Origin of the sequence: Micromonospora chokoriensis (assembly GCF_000718555.1) — a bacterium.
In the GTDB taxonomy this organism is placed as follows: domain Bacteria; phylum Actinomycetota; class Actinomycetes; order Mycobacteriales; family Micromonosporaceae; genus Micromonospora; species Micromonospora chokoriensis_B.
In genome coordinates this window covers 60,388-80,999 of sequence record NZ_JOAN01000023.1, presented here as the reverse complement: position 1 = coordinate 80,999, position 20,612 = coordinate 60,388, and the positions used below count along the sequence as shown (strand labels likewise).

18 protein-coding genes are annotated in these 20,612 nt (G+C 70.0%); 12 read left to right on the top strand and 6 right to left on the bottom strand.

What is annotated here, in order from left to right; genetic code table 11:
* The first annotated feature begins 3 nt into the window (after positions 1–3).
* From IF46_RS0126590 to IF46_RS0126570, 5 genes are read left to right on the top strand one after another with little or no spacing between them, the layout of a single operon-like run.
* Positions 4–1,119 (top strand): HAD-IIIC family phosphatase, encoded by a 1,116-nt coding sequence (locus tag IF46_RS0126590; RefSeq protein WP_232234173.1) that lies wholly within the window; start codon positions 4–6, stop codon positions 1,117–1,119.
* A complete protein-coding gene (locus IF46_RS0126585) occupies positions 1,116–2,675 on the top strand; it encodes an AMP-binding protein (protein ID WP_030491118.1) in 1,560 nt (519 codons plus the stop codon). Before IF46_RS0126590 ends, IF46_RS0126585 begins: the two co-directional genes overlap by 4 nt.
* A complete protein-coding gene (locus IF46_RS0126580; RefSeq protein WP_051724194.1) occupies positions 2,672–4,021 on the top strand; it encodes an MFS transporter in 1,350 nt (449 codons plus the stop codon). The genes IF46_RS0126585 and IF46_RS0126580 overlap by 4 nt, the downstream gene beginning before the upstream one ends.
* A 4-nt stretch (positions 4,022–4,025) precedes the next feature.
* A complete protein-coding gene (locus IF46_RS0126575; RefSeq protein WP_030491116.1) occupies positions 4,026–5,078 on the top strand; it encodes a MupA/Atu3671 family FMN-dependent luciferase-like monooxygenase in 1,053 nt (350 codons plus the stop codon).
* 5 nt (positions 5,079–5,083) lie between these two features.
* Positions 5,084–6,085 carry a helix-turn-helix domain-containing protein gene (locus IF46_RS0126570; RefSeq protein ID WP_051724193.1) on the top strand — a complete coding sequence of 334 codons (1,002 nt, stop codon included), beginning with the start codon at positions 5,084–5,086 and terminating at the stop codon, positions 6,083–6,085.
* Between the two features lie 6 nt (positions 6,086–6,091).
* Here the strand turns inward: IF46_RS0126570 and IF46_RS0126565 are convergent, their stop codons facing one another.
* Positions 6,092–7,045 (bottom strand): 3-oxoacyl-ACP synthase III family protein, encoded by a 954-nt coding sequence (locus IF46_RS0126565; protein ID WP_030491114.1) that lies wholly within the window; start codon positions 7,043–7,045, stop codon positions 6,092–6,094.
* Between the two features lie 47 nt (positions 7,046–7,092).
* Positions 7,093–7,947 (bottom strand): NAD(P)-dependent oxidoreductase, encoded by an 855-nt coding sequence (locus IF46_RS0126560; RefSeq protein WP_051724192.1) that lies wholly within the window; start codon positions 7,945–7,947, stop codon positions 7,093–7,095.
* Positions 7,948–8,120: 173 nt separating this feature from the next.
* Between IF46_RS0126560 and IF46_RS0126555 the strand changes: the two genes are divergently transcribed.
* The 5 genes from IF46_RS0126555 (at position 8,121) to IF46_RS0126535 (ending at position 13,238) form a co-directional block, all read left to right on the top strand.
* Positions 8,121–8,528 carry a RidA family protein gene (locus tag IF46_RS0126555; RefSeq protein WP_030491112.1) on the top strand — a complete coding sequence of 136 codons (408 nt, stop codon included), beginning with the start codon at positions 8,121–8,123 and terminating at the stop codon, positions 8,526–8,528.
* 15 nt (positions 8,529–8,543) lie between these two features.
* The gene (locus tag IF46_RS0126550; RefSeq protein WP_051724191.1) at positions 8,544–9,362 is read left to right on the top strand and encodes a class I SAM-dependent methyltransferase; all 819 of its coding nucleotides are present in this window, start codon (positions 8,544–8,546) and stop codon (positions 9,360–9,362) included.
* 39 nt (positions 9,363–9,401) lie between these two features.
* The gene (locus IF46_RS0126545; protein ID WP_232234172.1) at positions 9,402–10,160 is read left to right on the top strand and encodes a HEAT repeat domain-containing protein; all 759 of its coding nucleotides are present in this window, start codon (positions 9,402–9,404) and stop codon (positions 10,158–10,160) included.
* Between the two features lie 59 nt (positions 10,161–10,219).
* Positions 10,220–11,803 (top strand): nucleotidyl transferase AbiEii/AbiGii toxin family protein, encoded by a 1,584-nt coding sequence (locus tag IF46_RS0126540; protein WP_030491109.1) that lies wholly within the window; start codon positions 10,220–10,222, stop codon positions 11,801–11,803.
* A 157-nt stretch (positions 11,804–11,960) separates the two neighbouring features.
* Positions 11,961–13,238, top strand: a complete 1,278-nt coding sequence (locus IF46_RS0126535) for an MFS transporter (RefSeq protein WP_051724190.1) — start codon at positions 11,961–11,963, stop codon at positions 13,236–13,238.
* Between the two features lie 59 nt (positions 13,239–13,297).
* Here the strand turns inward: IF46_RS0126535 and IF46_RS0126530 are convergent, their stop codons facing one another.
* Together IF46_RS0126530 and IF46_RS0126525 are read right to left on the bottom strand one after the other, a co-directional pair.
* A complete protein-coding gene (locus tag IF46_RS0126530; RefSeq protein WP_030491107.1) occupies positions 13,298–14,218 on the bottom strand; it encodes an NAD-dependent epimerase/dehydratase family protein in 921 nt (306 codons plus the stop codon).
* Positions 14,219–14,285: 67 nt separating this feature from the next.
* The gene (locus IF46_RS0126525) at positions 14,286–15,308 is read right to left on the bottom strand and encodes a trypsin-like serine peptidase (RefSeq protein ID WP_030491106.1); all 1,023 of its coding nucleotides are present in this window, start codon (positions 15,306–15,308) and stop codon (positions 14,286–14,288) included.
* A gap of 243 nt (positions 15,309–15,551) precedes the next feature.
* Between IF46_RS0126525 and IF46_RS0126520 the strand changes: the two genes are divergently transcribed.
* Entirely contained in the window at positions 15,552–16,496 is a 945-nt protein-coding gene (locus IF46_RS0126520; protein WP_030491105.1) for an acyltransferase domain-containing protein, read from the top strand.
* Here the strand turns inward: IF46_RS0126520 and IF46_RS0126515 are convergent.
* Positions 16,493–16,879, bottom strand: a complete 387-nt coding sequence (locus tag IF46_RS0126515; RefSeq protein ID WP_030491104.1) for a nuclear transport factor 2 family protein — start codon at positions 16,877–16,879, stop codon at positions 16,493–16,495. The two genes, IF46_RS0126520 and IF46_RS0126515, sit on opposite strands and share 4 nt — an antisense overlap.
* 35 nt (positions 16,880–16,914) lie before the next feature.
* Between IF46_RS0126515 and IF46_RS0126510 the strand changes: the two genes are divergently transcribed.
* Positions 16,915–17,727 (top strand): helix-turn-helix domain-containing protein, encoded by an 813-nt coding sequence (locus IF46_RS0126510; RefSeq protein ID WP_232234171.1) that lies wholly within the window; start codon positions 16,915–16,917, stop codon positions 17,725–17,727.
* Positions 17,728–17,774: 47 nt separating this feature from the next.
* Here IF46_RS0126510 and IF46_RS0126505 read toward each other — a convergent pair whose 3' ends face one another.
* A complete protein-coding gene (locus tag IF46_RS0126505) occupies positions 17,775–20,603 on the bottom strand; it encodes a PQQ-dependent sugar dehydrogenase (RefSeq protein ID WP_030491102.1) in 2,829 nt (942 codons plus the stop codon).
* Positions 20,604–20,612: the final 9 nt, after the last annotated feature.

The window sequence follows — 20,612 nt, the reverse complement described above, 5'->3', positions numbered from 1 at the left end:
ACCGTGAGCCAGACACCGCCGACGGTGAAGTGTCTCGTCTGGGACCTGGACAACACCCTGTGGCGCGGCACTCTGCTGGAGGACGGCGAGGTGACCATGCCGGACGAGGTGCGGGAAACCATCGTCGCCCTGGACGCCCGCGGGATCCTGCTGTCGGTCGCCAGCCGCAACGACCACGAGCACGCGTGGGCCAGGCTGGTGGAACTCGGCGTGGCCGACTACTTCGTGGTCCCGCAGATCGGGTGGGGACGCAAGCCCGACTCGATCCGGGCGATCGCCGACGAGTTGCAGTTCGCCCTGGACACGATCGCCTTCATCGACGACCAGCCGAGCGAGCTCGCCGAGATCAACCACCAGCTGCCCGAGGTCCGGTGCTACCGGGCCGACCAGGCCGGGGCGCTGACCGGCCTGCCCGAGTTCAGCCTGGTGGCCGTCACGGTGGACTCCCGCCGACGCCGGCAGATGTACCAGGCGAAGTTCCGCCGGGACACTGCGAGGGAGGGCTTCCAGGGCCCAGACGAGGAGTTCCTGCGCAGCCTGGAGCTGGAGATGGTCATCGACCGGGCACGGGACGAGGACATCTCCCGCCTGGAGGAACTCACCCTGCGCACCAGCCAGATGAACGCTACCGGCGTTCACTACTCCGACGTCACCCTGCGTGGCCTGCTCGACGATCCGCACCACGAGGTGCTGGTGGTCAGCATGACCGACAGGTTCGGCCCGCACGGCGCGGTCGGGGTGGTGCTGCTGGCACGCCACCCCGGGGTCTGGCACCTGAAGTTGCTCGCCACCTCCTGCCGGGTGGTGTCCTTCGGGGCCGGCGCGATCATCCTGCGCTGGATCAGTGACCAGGCCGCGCGGGCCGGCGCACACCTCGCCGCGGACTTCCGGCCGACGAACCGCAACCGGATCATGGAGGTCGCCTACCGATTCGCCGGCTTCGCCGACGACGGGTGCGCGTGCCTCGCCGACCTGGGCCTGGCGACAGAGGACGAAGTGCAGCTGCTGCACCTGCGTCCCGAGCGCACCTGCGGACCGACCTCGCTGCGGTTGCGCGCCCCGGCGCTGAACGAGCCCGACACCCGGCTGCGGGACTGGTCGGAGGTGGTGCCGGCATGACCGGTGAGACCCTCTACGAGCTGTTTGCCGCCTCCGCCACCCGTGATCCGGACGCGGTCGCCGTGGAGCTGGAGAGCGGCACGCTCTCCTACGCGGACCTGCACCGCTGCGCCCTCGGGCTGGCCGAGAGCATCGTCGCCCGGCACGGCGGCGTGCCGGCCCGGGTGGCGCTGCTCGCCCAGCGCAGCGTCACCGCCTTCGCCGGCTACCTTGCCGCGCAGCGCCTCGGCGCGGCGGTGACCCCCCTGAACCCGGGCTACCCGGTGTTGCGCAACCGGCGGGTGTGCGAACTCGCCCGCGTGGACGTGCTGGTCGTCGACGAATCCGGCGTGCCGCAGCTCGACGGCGGTCTCGGCGACGCCGCCCCGACGGTGCTAGCGCTCGACGACGACCGGGTGCGTGCGCTCGCCGGCACCGGTGCCGGTCTCGCCGATCACCACGGGGTCCCGGACGACGTGGCCTACGTCCTGTTCACCTCCGGGTCGACCGGGCGGCCCAAGGGGGTGCCGATCCCGCAGCGCGCGGCGGTGGCGTACGTCCGCCACAACGTCGCCCGCTTCGCCGTCGGCCCGGGGGCGCGGGTGTCGCACACCTTCGATCTCACCTTCGACCCGTCGGTGTTCGACCTCTTCGTGACCTGGGCCGGTGGCGCGACCCTGGCCGTACCCCGCCGGACGGAGCTGCTCAACCCGGTGGACTACCTACGGGACCGGCGGATCACGCACTGGTTCTCCGTGCCGTCGGTGGTCTCGGTCGGCGACGAACTGGGCACCCTGCCCACCGGGCAGGTCACCGACCTGCGATACGGCATCTTCATCGGTGAGCCGCTGACCTACCGCCAGGCCGAGCGGTGGCAGGAGATCGCCCCGGGGGCCGTTGTCACCAATGTGTACGGCCCGACCGAGCTGACCGTGGCCTGCACCGAGTTCCGGCTGGACCTCGACCCGCTGCGATGGCCGGAGACCTCCAACGACACCGTGCCGATCGGACCGGTCTACGACTTCCTCGACCACGTGATCGTCGGTACGGACGGCCGCGCCGCCGACGAGGGCGAGCTGTGTGTACGGGGGGTGCAGAGGTTCGTCGGATATCTGGACTCCGACGATGATGTCGGCCGATTCCTGACGTATGGTCTCGACGGCGCCGAACCGTACGAGGGCGGTGGCCTCACCGATGAGCACTACTACCGGACCGGGGACCGGGTCCGGATCGAGGACGGCAATCTTGTTCACCTCGGCCGGTTGGACAACCAGGTGAAGGTTCGCGGGTACCGGATCGAACTCGGTGAGATCGAGGCGGCGCTGCGCCGACACGACGGCGTGACCCAGGCCGTCGTCGTCGCGGTCAACCGAACAGGAGAGACGGAATTGATCGGCTTCTACACGGGTGAAGAGGTGCCGCAGCTGCGTCGCTGGCTACGCCGGCAGGTGCCGCTGCACATGGTGCCCCGGGTGCTGAACCACCTGACCGCCTTGCCGTTGAACGCCAACGGCAAGATCGACCGGGGGGCGCTGCGGGATTCCGTGGCAGAACTGGCGACGGCGGGCCCGGCGTGACGGCGCTTGCCCGGCTGCGTGCCGCCACGGCGGAACTCGTCCCACCCGCCGGCGTGGTGCGCGTGGTGTCGCTGAGCAATCTGGCCAAGACCGCCGCGCACGGAATCATCATGTCGGTCAGCGTGCTGTACTTCACCACGTCGATCGGCATCTCGGCCACCAAGGTCGGCCTGGCGCTGACCATCGGGGCGGCGGTCGGCATGCTGGTCGCGGTGCCGGCCGGTCACGCCGCCGATATCTTCGGGCCCCGCAACGCCACCGTGCTCGCCATGCTGGCCCTCGGGCTGGTCACCTGCGGATACGCCTTCGTCACCAACTTCTGGTGGCTGACGGCCGTCGCCTGCCTGGTGCTGGCCGGCGAGTCAGCCACCGACGCGTCCCGGGGGGCGCTGGTCGCCGGCGTGGTGCCGCCGGAGGAACGGGTCCGGGCTTGGTCGTACTTCCGCGCCGTGGCCAACCTCGGCGTCAGCTTCGGCGCGGTAATCGGTGGGATCGGGCTCTACTTCGACTCCCAGGCGGGCTACCGGACGCTGCTGCTCCTCGCGGGGCTGCTGTTCGCGGTCGCCGGCCTGGCCTACCTGCGGGTGCCGGTCGTGCCGCCGACCCGCAACACCGAGGTGCGGCCCAGCCTGGTCGTGCTGCGGGACCGGCCCTACGCGGCGTTCGTCGTGCTCAACGCGCTGCTGGTGATGAACGGGCCGCTGCTGACGGTGGCGCTGCCCATCTGGATCGCGCAACGCACCGAGGCCCCCACCGCGCTCTATCCCGTCATTCTCGTGATCAACACGATCTGCGTGGTGCTGCTACAGGTGCGGGTCAGTCGGGGAGCGGAGCGCCTGGACGGTGGTGCCCGGGCCTGGCAGCGGGCCGGCCTGGTGCTCGCCGCCTGCTGCGTGCTCTTCGCCCTCGCCGGTGGCCTGCCCGTCTGGGCTGCGGCGGCGGCCCTGCTCGCCGGCGCCCTCGTGCACGTGCTCGGCGAGATGTTGCACAGCTCGGGAGCGTGGTCGTTGGCGTACGGGCTGGCTCCCGAGGGCAGCCACGGCCAGTACCAGGGGCTGTTCGGCATGTCGACCCAACTCGGCTCCACCATCACCCCGTTCGCCGCGACCGTGCTCATCATCGGTCTCGGCTGGCCCGGTTGGCTCATCTTCGGCGCGGTCATGTGCCTCGCCGGCCTGTTCGCTCCCGCCGTGGTACGCGCGGCGGGTAAGGACGCGACCCGCAGCGGCGTTTCCGCCGCGGCCGAGCCGCCGACGGTGTCCGACACCAGGTCTGCGGAGGACCAGCCGGCGACAATGTCCGACGACGAGTCGGCCGGCGATCCCCTCTCATCTGACAGGAGCTGACCGGATGGACTTCAGCCTCTTCTACTTTGCCAACGACAGCCGCCTCGGGCAGAACGACCGGTACCGCGTTCTGTTGGAGGGCGCGCGGTTCGCCGACGCCAACGACTTCGCCGCGGTCTGGACGCCGGAACGTCACTTCCACCCGTTCGGCGGCCTGTACCCGAACCCCGCTGTCACCAGCGCGGCGGTCGCGGCGGTGACCAGCCGGGTGGCGATCCGCGCGGGCAGCGTGGTCGCGCCACTGCACCACCCGCTGCGCATCGCCGAGGAGTGGGCCATGGTGGACAACCTCTCCAACGGCCGGGTCGGCGTCTCCCTCGCCTCGGGTTGGCACGCGGCCGACTTCGTGCTCCGGCCGGAGACGTACGCCGACCGCCGCGCCCTCCTCGCGGAGTACGCCGAGCAGGTCCGGGCGCTGTGGCGGGGCGAGTCGATCACCGCCACCGACGGCGTCGGGGAGACCCGGCAGGTACGCGTCTTTCCGCCGCCGGTGCAGGCGGAGCTGCCGATCTGGCTGACCAGCGGCGGCGCGGTGGAGACCTTCCGCACCGCCGGTCAGCTCGGCGCGGGCCTGCTGACCCACCTGCTCGGCCAGGACCTCGACGAGCTGGCCGGAAAGATCGCCGTGTACCGGGAGGCCGTCGCGGCCCGGCCCGGCGACTGGCCCGGTCACGTGGCCCTCATGGTCCACACCCACCTCGGCGACGACGAGGACGAGACGCGGGACCTCGTACGGCCCGCGTTGAGTGACTACATCCGCAGTTCGCTGCACCTGATCCTCGGGTCCCGGCTGGACGGCAAGCGCAGCATCGACCCGGCCCGCCTGCCCCCGGACGAGCTGGACTTCCTGGTTGAGCGGTCGTTCCAGCGATACTTCGACGAGGGGGGTCTGCTGGGCACCGTGGACAAGGCGTACGGGGTGGCGAGCCGGCTGCGGGAGATCGGGGTGGACGAGGTGGCCTGCCTGATCGACTTCGGGCTGCCGGACAAAGCGGTGTTGGCCGGGCTGGACCAGCTCAACGAGCTCCGGTTGCGGTTCGCCCCTGCCGCGAGCTGACCGACATGGCCGCACGGGGGCGACCGAAGGCCGAGCTGATCCTCTCCGAGCGCGAGCGCCGGACGCTGGAGGAGTGGGCGGCATGGACGAGCGGAGATCGCCTCGCCCTGCGCGCACGGATCGTGCTGGCCAGCGCGGAAGGGCTGTCCAACAAGGATGTCGCCACGAAGTTGGAGGTGGGGCTGCACACGGCGGGCAAGTGGCGGGCCCGCTTCGTCGACAAGCGGCTCGCCGGTCTGCTCGACGGGCCGCGGCCAGGAGCCAGCCGGCGGATTACCGCGGCGCAGATCGACGCGGTGGTGGCCTGGACGCTCCAGACGGCACCGCCGGCCGGGGCCGGGTTCTGGTCGACACGAGCCATGGCGGCGGTGGCGGGGCTCAACCAGACCGCTGTCTCCCGGCTCTGGCGGGCGGCGGGCCTGCGGCCCCACCAGGTGGCCACCTGGCGGCTCTTCCAGGATCCATGCTTCGCGGAGGCGGTCCGTTCGGTGGCCGGGCTGCGGATCGCGGCTGGTGACCGGATTCTGGCGTTGGCGGCGGAGCGAGGCCAGCCTGGGCCGGGCCCCGGCCTCCGCTCCTTCGCCACCCGGGCCGCCTGCGACCCCCGGCACCAGCGCCTGCTCGACGTGATCCGCGCGATGCCCCTGACTCCGGCCGCCCTGACCCCCGGCTCGGCCCCTGAGAAGGTTCTCGACTTCTTCTCCGCACTCGACGCGCGGGTGCCGCCCGAATGGGATGTGCACGTCGCCTGCGCCGGGCAGAGCGCGCGCGAACACCCGGCCGTCCGTGCCTGGCTGAGCGCCCGCCCTCGGTTCCAGCTGCATCCGGTGCCGGCGGTGCAGAGCTGGCACCGGCTGTTGGAACGGTGGGCGGGGCGGCTCGAACGGCCTCGTGACCTGATCGGGTTGGCGACCGTGGGGGGCGCCTGGTCCGGCGAGCCGCTCGTCTGGTTCCCGTCGTTTCCGGGGGCAGGAGGCGTCAGGCCGCCAGTGCCGGTCGGGTGCTGAGCCGGCTCAGCTGCGGCGCAGCGCGGTCACGCCCCAGGAGAAGCCCATCCCGCTGCTCGCCACCAGCACCACGTCACCGGGCGAGAGCCGTCCCTCGTCCATGAGTTGGCCGAGGGCGATGAACGGGTCCGAGCCGCCCATGTGCCCGTAGCGGTGGTAGTTGAACACCGATCGTTGCGCGGCTATGCCCAACGCCTCGAGGACCCGTTCGTGCATGTTGCGGTCGCCCTGGTTGATGAGGAAGTAACGCACGTCGGCCGGGGCCAGATCCAGTGTGAACAGTGTGTCGTTGGTCAGCTCCACGAAGTTGCGCAGGTATGCGTCGCCAAGCCCTCTGCGGTGGCCCCGCCGACGCATGACGACGCGGTCGTCCTCGATGTCGCCGGAGTAGTAGTCGGCCCACTCCGGCTCCGTGCGCATCTGCGAGTGCAGCAGTTCGAGCGGCCCATCACGGCCGACGAGGACGGCGGCGGGTGCGTCGCCGAAGTTGAACAGCGCCTTCGACTCGGGGTCCTGGTAGTCGACCAGTTGACTCAGCCGGTCCCCGATGAGGACTAGGGCGTGTCTGGCTCGCCCGAGGCTGACCTTGTCGGCCGCGAGCTGCACGGCCGTCATCGCCGCGTTGCAGAAGTTGGACACCTCGAAGCAGTGTGCCCGTTCGATGCCCAGTTCGGCGGCGACCCTCGCGGCCGGTGACCAGAACGGCCGGTCCCACTCGCCGGAACCGGCGTAGAGCACCAGGTCGACGTCGGCCGGCGGGACGCCGCTGCGCTTGAGCACCGTGCCGGCGGCCTCCGCGGCGAGCTCCCAGGCGGTCTCGTACTCGTCCAGGACAGGGAACTGCTCGGCGTGGGTGATCTCCAGGATCTCGGCCAGGGCCAACCCGGAAGCCTGCTGCATGTCCCGTACGTCGGCGTGCCCGGAGGGCAGCCGCACCTCGAAGTCGACGATTGCCGCCACGCCACACTCCTCCCGCTCAACCCGCCTGACGGGTGGCGCCTCCGGCCTCAACCCGCCGGGCGGGTGGACCCTTCGGCGAGGGTCCTGATGATCGCGCTCACGTCCTCGTCACCCAGGCCGGCGTCGCGGCCCTCGGCCAGGGCCCGCCGAGCCGCCGCGATCACGCCGTCGGGGCGGGCACCGGCCTCCAAGGCCAGACGCAGGTCCTTCTCGGCGTGCCCCAACGCGAAAAGCGTCGGCTGGTGGGAGGCGGCCAGTCTGGGACGCATCACCCCGGTGATCGGGGCCAGCGTGGTGCGGCTGAGCGCGTCGAAGGCGGTCTCTCGGGCGATGCCCAGCCGGGTGGCCAGGCTCAGTGCCTCGCCGAGGAGCACGGCCGAGTTGATGGTGGCGACGTTGACCACGAGCTTGACGGCGGCCCCATCGCCCAGGGCGCCAACGTGTTCCACGGTGCCCAGCTCGGACAGCACCGGCGCGCAGCGGGCCACGTCCTCCGCCGACCCGCCGGCGAAGATGTGCAACGCGCCGCTCTGCGCCTGGGGGACGCTGCCCAGCACCGGCGCGTCGACCAGCGGCACCTCTGCGGGCAGCCGCTTGCGCAGCTCGGCCACCGCGTCCGGCCCGATGGTGGACATCTCGACCAGGGCGGTGCCCGGGTCGAGGGTGAGCCCGTCGAGGAGGCCGAGCACCGCGCCGGGGTCGCTGAGCATCGTGATCACGAGCTGCCGGCCGGCGACCGCCTCCTGGGCGCTGGCGGCACCGTGGGCGCCTGCGGCGACGGCCTCCGCCGCCCGGTCGGCGGTTCGGTTCCAGACGGCGAGGTCGTGACCCGCGCGGGCCAGCCGGATCGCCATGGGCAGACCCATCCGGCCGAGCCCGAGGAATGCGATTCGGAGCTGCATTGAAGAAGTGTAACCGTCGAGCTGACGATGGGACAACGCTGCAATTATTACAACTACTTGTGACTCACCGATTCTGGCAGGGGAATGGCGTTCACCACTGATTGTGGTAACGTCCCCGGCGTCCGTAGGTTGACGAAGGTATTTCTCCGGATCCCGGTGCGAGGTAGCAGACAATGCAGATGAGACTGGTGAACCCGAGCGGAGCACCCGCCCCGGCGGGGCCCTACTCCCAGGTCGCCGAGGTGCGCCTCGGCGACACCACGCTGCTCGTTCTTTCCGGTCAGGTCGCCCTCGACGACGACAACCGCGAGATCATCGGGCCGGGCGACATGACGGCGCAGGCCGAGCGGACCCTGGAGATCATCGGTCAGCTCCTCGCCGCGCACGGCGCGACCTTCGCCGATGTGATCAACATCCGGACCTACCTCACCGACATGGCCCACCGCGCCGAGTACGCGGCGGTGCGCGGGAAGTACTTCACCGGTGATCTTCCGACCAGCACGACCGTCGAGGTGTCGAAGCTGTTCCGCGACGATGCGCTGATCGAGATCGAGGTCACCGCCGTCGTCGGCGCCGACTGAGCGGTGGAGCCTCGAATGCGCGTGGATCGCACCGTCAGCCCGGAGTTCCAGCGCGTCGTCGCCGGCATTCGGGTGCCGGAGATGGGCACCGACGTGGTGGCCCCGCTGCTGGTCAACCTGGTCCACCTGCTGCGGCCGGCCCGGGTGCTCGAGGTGGGCATGGGTTACACCACCCCGTTCCTCGTTGCGGCGCTCGCCGACGTGCGCGAGCAGGTCGCCGCCGAGGCCCGCGGGCTCGCGGCGAAGACCGGGCGGCACCTCGCCCGTGGCCTGCACGACGAGTGGCTCAACGAGGAACCGGCGCTGGCCGCGCCGACCTTCCACCTCCGCCCGTACGATCCCCGCTTGGTCGCCGTCGATGATCTGTCCAACCCGTTCTCCTCCGCGAGTCGGGTGCTCGAGGTGCTTCGGGAGTTGTCCGTCGACGAATTGGTCACCGTGGTCAACTCCGACGTTCGGGAGTGCGGTGACAAACTGCCGGCCGACTACGACGTCATCGACCTCGCCTGGGTCGACGCCTGGGAGTGCCTCTATTTCTTCGAGCACTTCTGGGAGCGCATCAACCCTGACGGCGGCGTGTTGTTGATGCATTACCTCATGACCTATCCCGAAGGTGAGGCAATTCTGCGCTACCTGCGTCGTTTCCAGCAGGCGAATCCAGGAGAACTGGAGATGGTCAATCTGCTGGAGTCGCACAAGCTGACGCAGAACAGCGTCACGATGCTCCGCCGGACGAGCGAGGTCCGCCGCCTCGACTACGGCACCTCCGGCGGCACCGTGAAGTACTCGGCGGCGCTTCGAGAGGCCGCAGAAGGACAGGCCCGGCTCTTCTGACCGGCCTCAGGTCTGGGACGTGAGCGACGGATTCTGCTGGTGGACGCCGAGCTTCGTGCGGCAGACTTCGCGGCTGTGGTGAACGCGATCGCGCGGCTTATCGGTCTGCTGGACGACGACTCGACCGAGGTCGCCGAGGCGGCGAAGGCTGAGCTGATCTCGATCGGGGGCGAGGTGGTTCAGCCGCTGTCGGCCGCTGTGGGATCGCTGGACCCATTTGGCCAGCTGTGCGCGATCGAGGTCTTCGAGCACCTCGGCGACGCCGCCGCGGGACCGGTGCTCATCGACCTGCTCGGCAGTGCGGACGAGACGGTGCGGGAGTGGTCGGCGCGGGCGGTCGCCGAACTCGGCGTTCGGGAGGCGGTGCCGCAACTGCGGGCCGCGTATCGGCAGCAGCGGCTCAGCGGTGGCGAGTTGGACTGGTCCGAGGCGGTGGCGATCCGTGCCGCGTTGACGGCGCTGGGAGCACGCCACGAAGTCCTGCCGCCGTTGACGGCGGCGTTGCGGACGACAGCCGCCAGCATCCAGTCGGCGTGGCCGTCTGCCCGGCTTGTGGACGTCGTCAACGACCTGGCCGACCACGATCAGGCGGTGCTGTACTTCATGCTGTGGGCGGTGATCGACGGTCGCGCGTTCTGGAACGGCCACGAGTCGGTCGATGAGCCGCTTGACGTGGGCAAGCCGTGGCGGCAGGTGGTCGAGGATGCGCGGGAGTCCGCGTTGCTCGAGGCGGCCCTCGTGGTGCCCCGGCCGAACCTGTTCGCGACCGTGGAGTGGATCGATCGCGCGGACGTCTGAGCCACGAGTCGCCGAGATATAGGACGGTTCGGGCCAGGCCCGTGCCATAGACTCCGCCGGTGCGTGAGGTGTCGGGGGACTTCGAGATCCACATTACGGCGTACGCTTCTCAAGCCGAGAAGCTGCGGGCGTTCGCCAGCGAGCATGGCGTGAAGTTCGTCCATATCGTGCTTGACCGTGGCGCGCACGTTTCTCAACCAATGCTCACCCTGAGCGGGCGAGGAACGCTGACCGAGCAGCAGGACGCGGTGCGGCGTTGGCAACGCGAACTGCGCGAGGTGGGGATCTACCCGTGCCGGGCAAAGATCGAGGCGGCGCCATGGTGTGTCGGCGTACCGCAGTCGGATGAGCAGGCGGCCGCCGAGCCGGGTGGCCGGTACTTCGAGCATCACGTCAAACTGCTGCTACCCAGTACGGCGGTGGCGGATCTGGTGGCCCTCACCGATCTGGTCGCGCCGCACGGGGCGAGGCTGTCCCGCAACGCCCGCCGGGAGTTTGCCGACGGTGCGCAGGAGCGGTTCGTCAACCAGCGCTGTCACGGCGTGGGGCTCGCCACGGCCAGGCAGCGGCTAGACGACCTCGTCGAGACCCTCCGGGCCGCGGGCCACGAGCCCACAACGATGGAGCAGGAGTACGTCGTCTCCGACAGCGACCTGCACCACGACCGCGGCTGGCTGGACTCGCCCACGTCAGGCGCGAGCGGTTGGGCGCTGGAGCGCGAGAACAAGTTGAGGTCTGCGCCGGCCGAATCCCCGGGCTACCCGCCGACCTACCAACCACTACCCGCCGGCTCGACCGTGCGCCAGCGTGCGGCGTTCGACCCAGCCCTGAAGCAGTACTCGAACGCCTACCGCGCCGGCGAGCCCGAATTCCTTGTGACGGCCACCGGCCAGCTGTGGACAAACGCCCGACGCGCCGCCATGAATCACGTCTTGGCGGCTATCGCCGCAACCACCTGGGGTCAGCATCTGGTGCTGCGCGGCAGCGTCACCATGGCGGCCTGGGTCGGTGCCGCCGCCCGCGAGCCGGGCGACCTCGACTTCGTCGTCACCCCGCACACAATTACCAGCGACAGCACCGACGCCCGCACGATGCTCGATGACATCAAGACCGCCATCCGAGCGGTAACGGGCGCCGGCGTGCGACCAGACCGGATCACCGAGTCCGCCATCTGGACCTACGAACGCGCTGACGGACGCCGCCTAATCGTCCCGTTCAGCACCCCGGAGGCACCGGACGGCCACGTACAGATCGACATCGTCTTCGGCGAACGACTTCCTCTCCCCCCAGAGGCGCTGAGCCTGCCCGATATCGACACGCCGATGCTCGCCGCGCCCGCTCCGCTGGCGCTGGCGTGGAAGCTGTTGTGGTTGGCCACCGACAGGTACCCGCAAGGCAAGGACCTCTACGACGCGGTCCTGCTCGCCGAACACACCACCGTCGACCAATCCCTCGTCCGCCAGCTCATGCGACCGGAACTCGGCGCTGACGCCGATACCTTCAGGGCCGAGACCGTGCTGTCCTGGGCGGTCGACTGGTCCAACTTCACCGACGAGTACTTGGGCATGACGGGCACCGCCGAGCAGTGGGCCAGGCGGCTGGCACTGGCCCTCGACCACGCCTGGACCTTTCCCCTGGGGTAAGGCCCAGGATCGTCGGTGCCGGCCACAACCAGGCATCGGCCGATCGGGGGCATGGGGGATGAGAACGCCGACGAGGGCAGCTGCGACCAGCAGCACCGGTAGCGGAATCGGCGGCGGGGGAGGGGCCGACGGGGGACGCAAGCTAGGTGCGTACCTGGTGGATCGGCGTCCACTGGCGATTCCCGCCTTCCGGCGGTTGTGGGTTGCGTCGCTGATCGCCGCAGTGGGTGGTTCGTTCGGCGTGCTTGCCATTCCCACCCAACTGTTTACGTTGACCGGATCGTCCGCGGCTGTTGGTGTCTCGGCGGGGGTCTCGCTGGTCGCGCTGGTGGTCTCGGCGTTGTGGGGTGGTGCTCTCGCCGATGCCATGGACCGGCGTCGGCTGCTCCTGGTCGCACACGGTTGCCTGGCGCTGACGTACGCGGGGCTGTGGGCGCAGGCGGCGCTGGGCCTGCGGTCGGTACTGGTGTTGCTGGCACTTGTCGCTTGCCAGGGCCTCAGCTATGGGGCGGTCATGGCGGTGATGGGGGCGGCGGTGCCCCGCGTGGTGCCGGCCGATCTGCTGGCCGCCGCGAATGGATTGAGCTCGCTGGTCCGGTATAACGGGTCGATCGTGGGTCCGCTGCTGGCCGGGGTGTTGATCCCGGTCGTGGGCCTCGCCGCGCTGTACCTGTTGGACACGCTGGCGCTGCTTCTCGTCCTGTGGTCGGTGTTTCGGCTGCCCCGGCTCCCGCCGCAACCGTCGGGGCCTGCTTCCGCCGGCCAGAGCGCGGCGGCGCGTCGTTCGATCGTCGGCCAGATGCTGGACGGTTTCCGGTACCTCTTCTCCCGTCCGCTGCTGGTCGGGCTGATCGGGGTGGACCTGGCGGCAATGGTGTTCGGGGCGCCGTGGGCGCTCTATCCGGAGCTTGCCGAGCGGGAGTTCGGTGGCGCGGCCGGGGGTGGTTTCGAGCTCGGCGTGCTCTACGCCAGCTACCCGGCCGGAGTGTTCGTGGTCGGGATGGTGTCGGGCGTGTTCACCCGTGCGCGGCGGCACGGCGCGCTGATGGCGTCCGCCGCGGTCGCCTGGGGCGTGGCGGTCGTTCTGCTGGGGCTGGCACCCCAGCTGTGGCTCGCCGCCGCAGCGCTTCTCGTCGGTGGCGGCGTGAACTTCGTGCTGAGCATGTTTCGTCGGGCCATCAGCCAGGCGAGCACTGACGACACGCTACGCGGCAAGATCGAGGGCTCGATGGTCGTCGTCACGGTGGGCGGCCCACAGATCGGCAACTTCCTCCATGGCGTAACGGGCGCGGCGTGGGGGCTGCGCTGGGCGATCTCAGTGGGCGGAGGGCTGACCATCCTCGCTGTGGCAGGCATCATCCGGGCGGTGCCGCAGCTGTGGCAGTACGACGCATCGCGGGGCCCCGAGCAGGGGACCGCAACTTCCGAAACTTAGGGGCCTCGCGAGCGATGGAGACCACAAAGCCCGGAAGTTATGCGGATCTCGGGGGCGGGCTAGGCCGCCGCGTTCTCCGGGAAGGTTTCGCGCAGGGCCGCATCCAAAGAGCGGCCGGTCGTCGGCTCGATGAACAGGTCGGCGAGCAGGAGGTCGGCGACGTAGCTCGGGTTGACGCCCGACTCCTTGCGGCCGAGGGCCTGCATCGCGCCGCCGAGTCGCAGCGCGGCCCGCGCCACGCCGGCCGGCAGGCGACTGACCCGGCGAGGTCGGCCCACCGCCTCGGCGATGCGCGCGATCATGTCGTGCCAGCTGAGGTTCTCGTCGGCGACCGGGATGTCCGCACCGCTGGCCTGCTCCAGGGCCTCGACCGCGACTTCGGCCACGTTGCGCGCCGAGGTCGCGGCGCTGCCGCCGGTCGGGGCGACCAGAGGGGTACGCGAGCGCGCCCACCGGTCCAGCGGCCCGGCCCAGTTGGGCAGTCGGCCGCCGCCCCGACCGAAGACGAAGGGCAGTTCGAGTACGGCGACCGGCAGGCCCGCCCCGGCGGCGGCCCGCCCCTCCCGGGCCTGCTCCAGCCGGCACCGGATGTACGTGTGCCGTTCGGGGAGGCGCCACTGCGGATGGAGGCGGTCGAAGTAGGTGTAGTAGGAGCCCATCACGACGCCCCGGGTGAGACCTTCGAGGCGGGCGGCGGTGAACAGGCGTACCACCGGATCGACGTTGTCGCGGCGAAACTCGGGGTAGATCGGCTTGGGCAGCGGCCGCTGCTCGTCGGTGCGGGTGGCGTACACGACGCCGTCGTGACCGGCGAGCAACGGCCGCAGGTCGTCGATCGAGGCGGACCCGACATCGAGCAGGTGATCGACACCTGGTTGGGCGGTACGCGCCACCGTGGTCGCGGCGTGACCGCGTTCCCGGAGCACGTCCACCACGTGCGCGCCGATCAGGCCGCTGCCACCCACCACGAGAATTCGCACGCTGCATCGTCCACTCTGGAGGTGGTGTCTTGTCAACCCGTGATAGTCGTGACCGTCTGGACGCCGGTCACTGCTTGTTCTTCGCGACGTTGTAGATGTCCAGGACGTCGTCGTCGAAGTAGGGGCCGTACATGTTGCCGGAGAACTTATACGACATCACCGAGTTGACGTACCCGAAGCGCAGAGCGTTGTCCCAGGCGCGCAGGAACGGCCCCCCGCTGGCGCCCCGGTTGAGTGGGCAGTCCTTCAGCTTGACCCGCTGCGTCCCGGCGGCCTTGATGTTGCCCTGGGCGTAGTACTGCGACAGGCCGTCGTACGGGGCCTCGGCCGGGTAGCCGAGCAGCATCGCCGAGAGCGTCTTGGACTTGTTGACGCTGAGCCCCTGCCCGCCGGTGACGTGCACGAGCCGGTCGCCGTTGCGGGGGTGCATGGTGACGAAGGCGAAGTCCCACCAGAGGTAGCCCCAGTCGACCCAGCCCTCGACCGAGGTGAACTCCTTGGCCGACCAGAGGCCGTGCAGTGCGACACCCTCGGTGAACTCCGGCGCGTACACCCAGTTGTCGAACCAGACCGATCCGCCGTTGCCCGGGTGTACGCAGTGACCAGCGGTGGACACCATGTTCGCCTGCGGGTTGTTGATGGTGCCACCGGAGCAGAAGAAGTCCTCGTCGTTGTGGGTGAAGAAGACCCGACCGACGCCGGGTGAGGCGTTCACCGACTGAGTTCCCATGCCGCTGCCGGCCGGTGCCGCGCTCAGCGTGGCGGTCGACGATCGTGGGGCCGCCGGCTCGGCCACGTCGCGGGGTGCGCCGATGCGGCCGGGGCGGTCGGACGCCTCTCCGTCCGGTGCGTCGACACCATCCGGCATCGGAGCGGGCCTCGCCGCGCGCATTCGTTCCGGTGTCCAGTAGGCGGTGACCAACCTCGCCGCGGTGTCGGCGTCGGTGGACGGCCGCCCGTGGATGGTGGCGCGTGCTTCGGCCACGGTCGCGGACTCGCTGGTGGAACTCGCCTGAGCCGGTGTCGGAGCGAGAGCGGGGCCGGCCAGCACCATGATGCCCACCGAGATGAATCCGAGTTGCCTACGCACGAGACCTCCTGGGGTTGGTGGTCGGAGTCGATACGCTCCGACGTCTCTGCGCCAACGCTAGGTGTGGGCCGGGTGTCTACAGTGGGCGAGTCGTATACGGTCAGTGACGGTTGCCTGACTGCGGGATGCGCTGCCATGTGTACGAGAACTTTTCACAAAAGAGGGTCGTGGGTGGCGCGTCGGGCCGCGGTGGCGTCGGCCGTGGGCCCCTGAAACGCCCCGATGGCCGGTAGGGTCGTCGGCGTGGATCTGGACGACATCGCGGCCCGGCTCGGGGTGCCCGTCGAGGACGTCGACCGCGTGCATCGGCTCGCCGGGGACGGGCCGTCGGCTCCGCTGCCGGCCAAGGCCGACGCGCGCGCCATCCTCGACCGGCTCGCGGTGCGGCCCGACGACGCCGCCGAGATCATGGCTGGCTGGCCTGACCCCGACTCCCCGTTGTGGACCCCGGAGCTGCGGTGGCTGCTCGACCGGTCGATCGCTCTGGTCCGCGCCGATCTCGCGGGCTACGACTGGCTGTCGCCCGGCCCGGAGCTGCCGCGAGACCGAGGGCCCGCCTGGCGACACCTCTACGTGTATGCGTACCTGGCCCTGGTCGACGTCGTGCGGGCGTACCACCGTGACCACGGCATCCCCGATGCCGTGACCTGGGTGACCCTCGCCGACCTGGGCCGCAACCTCGCCATCGACCGACGGATGCGCGGCGAGGGCTGGCCGATCATGCAGAGCTGGCTGACGCTGCACGCGCGCGGCAGCGTCTACGAGCTGGGCCGGCTCCAGCACCAGCGCGGCGACGGCGCGATCGGCCTGCACGTCCCCGAGTCGGGGCCGCTGGCCCCGGAGGTGATCGCTGCGTCGCTCGACGAGGCCCGCGCGTTCTTCCCCCGGCACTTTCCCGACGAGCGTTACACCGCGTTCTCCTGCGGCTCCTGGCTGCTCGACCCGCAGCTACGGGAGTACCTCCCCGAGGACTCCAACATCGTGCGGTTCCAGCGCAGGTTCGCGCTGGAGCCCTACGACGAGTCGGCGGGGCCGGACGCCGACGTCGAGGTGCTGCGCTTCGGGTTCCGCACCCTGAGCACGCCCCTCGACGAGCTGCCGCGCCACACCGTGCTGCAACGCGCGATCATCGACCACCTGAAGGCCGGCGGGCACTGGCACTGGCGGCACGGCCGCTTCCCGATCTAGTCACGCGAGTTCCACCATGTCCCGTTGGTGGCTGCCTGGGCCGCCGGTTCGATGATCTCCCACACCTGCGCGATGAGCCCGTCGGCGATCCGTAGGACGTCGACGACCACGATCTCCGGCCCCGCACGGGGGAGCCGGCGTCGCGAGTGCACCACGACGTGGTCACCGTCGGTCAGTAGGTGAATGATCTCGACCTGCATGCCGGCGGTCGGGCCCAGCGCGGTGCGGACCGCGGCGAGCCACTGCGCCTTGGTCGAGGTCGTCGAATCCGATCGATGGTGGACGAAGTCCTCGCTGAGCAACGAGGCGAGCGTCTCGACGTCACCGGTGTCGACGAGCCCCGCCAGCGCACGCCCGACGATGCTCTTGTTCTCAGTGGTCATGGGCGCAAGTGTGTCGTCGGCCCGGGTGCCTGTCGATGAAGTCGCACTTCATGGCGTCCGGCGCGACGATGGGTACGCTCATGATCGTGCATACGGTCGGGGAACTCCTGCGGCAGTGGCGCAAGCGCCGGGGGCTCAGCCAACTCGACCTGGCGATCGCCGCGGACGTCTCGGCCCGGCACGTCAGCCTGGTGGAGACCGGCAAGTCCACGCCGAGCGTCGACATGATCCTCCGGCTCGCCGATCAGCTGCACGTGCCGCTGCGTGAGCGCAATCAGCTGTTGCTCGCCGCCGGCTTCGCACCCCGCTACGCACAGCGTCCGCTCGACGACACCGCCCTGTCCGGTGCCCTCGACGCGGTCCGCAGGGTGCTCCAGGCGCACGAGCCGTACCCGGCGCTGGTCTTCGACCGGCGGTGGAACATCGTCATGACCAACCGTGCGGTCGACCCGTTCTTCGCGCACGTCGCGCCCGAGCTGTTGCGGCCACCGGTGAACCTGGTTCGGCTGGGCCTGGACCCGCGCGGGCTCGCCCCGCTGGTCGTCAACCTGGCGGACGTGCGGGCGGTGTTCCGCAGCCGGATCTCGCGGCAACTCGCCGCCGCCCCCGACGCGGAGCTGGCCGCCCTCTACGAAGAGCTGCTGCACCCGTTGCCTGCAGACCCGACTGGCCAGCGGGTCGACGCCGACGTGGTGCTCCCGATGATCCTGCGGATCGGTGGACGCGAGCTGCGGCTGTTCTCGACCATCACCACGTTCGGTACCCCGATGGACATCACCATCGACGAGATCGCGGTGGAGTCCTACTACCCGGCAGACCCGGAGAGCGCCGCCTACTTCATGCGGTAGGGCCCGACCTGGTCACCGTCCAGGCCGGGCCCACCACCCACCACCCGTTATCCAGTGGTCAGGATGAACCTCTCCCAGGAACCGACCGACGTGCGGTTGGCGATCAGCGACCCCGCCCCGGCGTTCTCGGCAGCCACGATCTGGCTGTTGACCGTTGCCCGCAGGCTCACCGTCCCATCCGAGTTGGTGATGAGCTGGAAGGTCTCCCACGATCCGATCGTCGTGGCATTGGCGACCAACGGTGCGGTGCCCGCGTTCGTGGCGGAGACGTAGAGCCCGTTGGCGCGCGAGCGCAGGGCGATGTTGCCGTTGCCGGCGTCGACCCGGTCGAACTGCTCGGTCGTGCCGACGCTGGCCTTGTTGGCGATCAACGCGGTGGTGCCGACCGCCGACACGTACTGGCTGTTGACCTGCGCCCGCAGGGTGCTCACCGGGTTGCTGCTGGTGCCGGTGGTGAAGGTGAACGCGTCGACATCGAACAGGTAGCCCGACCCACCCTTGAAGACCAGGTACAGCGTGGTCGACGCGGAGGGCGGGTTGCTGATCGTGGCGGACGCGTCGACGAAGGTCTCCCAGTTGCCGGTCACCGGTACCGTGACGGTGCCGAGCAGGGTGCCGGTGGCGGACCCGGCGCGGACCTCGATGGTGCCACCGGCGCCGGCCGAGGAGACCCGCGCGGTGAACCGGTTCGCGTTGGACAGGTTGTACGGCTGGTACGAGATCCAGTCGTTGTTCTCGATGAACCCGGCCGTGCGGCCGCCCTCGGCGTTGGTGTGGTCGGTGGCCTGGACTCCGGACTGGGCGCCGAAGTGCTCACCCTGGCGGTGCTTCGGTTGCAGCGTCCTGATGCTGTGCGTGGTGAGCGCGCCGTTGTCGGTGTACGCGGCGTCGAAGACGCCGTAGATGTTGGCCGCAGCGTCGTGCTCGCCGTCGGTCGGCACGGTGATCGTGCCGCTGCACCCGGTCTTCGAGGTGATCTGGTGAGCGTGACTGTCGTGGCCCAGCGCGTAGGTGAGACTCACCCGAGCGCAGTCGATTGTGCCGTCCTGCGGGTCACTCACCGAGATCTGGTACGGCACCGTGTCGCCGAAGTTGAACAGCTGCCCGTCGGTGGGCAGGGTGAGCGTCACCGTCGGCGCGGTATTGCCCACGGTGACGATCAGGCTCGCCGTGCCGGACAGCCCGGCCGGGTCGGTGACCTTCAGCGTGGGGGAGTACGTGCCGTTGGTGGTGTACGTCTTCGTGGGGTTGGCCGCCGTCGACGTGGTGCCGTCGCCGAAGGTCCACAGGTAGCTCAGCGCCCCACCCTCGGGGTCGGAGCTGCCGGCCGACGAGAAGTTGACCGTCAGCGGGTTGGCCCCCGAGGTCGGGTTCGCCGAGGCCACCGCGATGGGGCTGCGGTTGCCGCCGCCGATGTACTCGATCCGGAAGAGCGCCTGGTTGTTCGAGCCGGTGCCGTAGTCCAGCACGTAGAGCGCGCCGTCCGGGCCGAAGGCCATGTCCATGACCTGGGTTCCGGTCCACGGGAAGTTGGAGATCTCCCCGCGGGAGCCGTCCGAGTTGACCGCGATCGCCTTGATCCAGCGGCGGCCGTACTCACCGGCGAAGAACTGGCCGTTGAGCGACTGCGGAAACTTGATGCTGGAGTTGAGCGAGGCGTCGTAGCGGTAGACCGGCCCGCCCATCGGTGATTCCGAGCCGCTGCCGAACTCCGACGGTGACCCGGAGTCGCCGGCGTACTTGATCCAGGCCGGCTTCGCCGCGGGCAGCGTGCCGAGCCCGGTGTTGCGGAACGAGTTGTTGGTCGGCCCGCCCGTGCAGTTGTACTTGGACTGCGACGGCCCGGACGGGAAGGTGTATTCGTTGTATGTTTCGGTGCTCGTGTTGGTGCCGGTGCAGTACGGCCAGCCGTAGTTGCCGGGCGCCGCGATGCGGTTGAACTCCACCTGACCCTGCGGGCCCCGGCTGGAGTTCGTGCTCCCGGCGTCGGGGCCGTAGTCGCCGAGGTAGACGACCCCGGTCGCCTTGTCGACGCTCATCCGGAACGGGTTGCGCAGACCCATCGCGTAGATCTCCGGACGGGTGTTGGCCGTGCCGGGGGCGAACAGGTTGCCCGACGGGATGGTGTACGTACCGTCCGCCTGCGGCTTGATCCGCAGCACCTTGCCCCGCAGGTCGTTGGTGTTACCCGCCGAGCGCTGGGCGTCGAACTGCGGGTTGCGGTTGGTCCGTTCGTCAAGTGGCGCGTAGCCGGACGACTCGAACGGGTTGGTGTCGTCGCCGGTGGTCAGGTACAGGTTGCCGGCGGCGTCGAAGTCCAGATCACCGCCGACGTGGCAGCACTGCCCACGGTCGTTGGCGACCTGGAGCACGATCTTCTCGGTGCCCAGGTTGAGCGTGTCGTCGCTGTTGAGGGTGAACCGGGACAGCCGCAGGTGCCCCTTCCAGCGGTCCCAGTCGGTCTGGGAGCCGGTGGTGGGTGCGTCCCCGGACGGGGTGCTCAACGTGGGGGAGTAGTACAGGTAGATCCACCGGTTGGTGGCGAAGTTGGGGTCGACGGCGACGCCCTGCAACCCCTCCTCGTCGTGGGTGTAGACGGACAGGGTGCCGGAGACCTTGGTGTTGCCCGCCACGTCGGTGACCCGTAGGACGCCGTTGCGGGCGGTGTGCAGCACCGAGCGGTTGGGCAGGACGGCCAGGGACATCGCCTCACCCAGCTCGCCGGAGCCGGTGGCGAGCTTGACCTGCTGATAGTCGGAGGCGGGAATGACCGCCGCCTGCGCGGTGGACGGTGCGGCCACAGCCAGGGCAACGCTCGCGACGGTGGTGACCGCCGCGACGAGGGCCCGGGGCCAGCGCCGGGGGTACGAGAGCATGATCGTCCT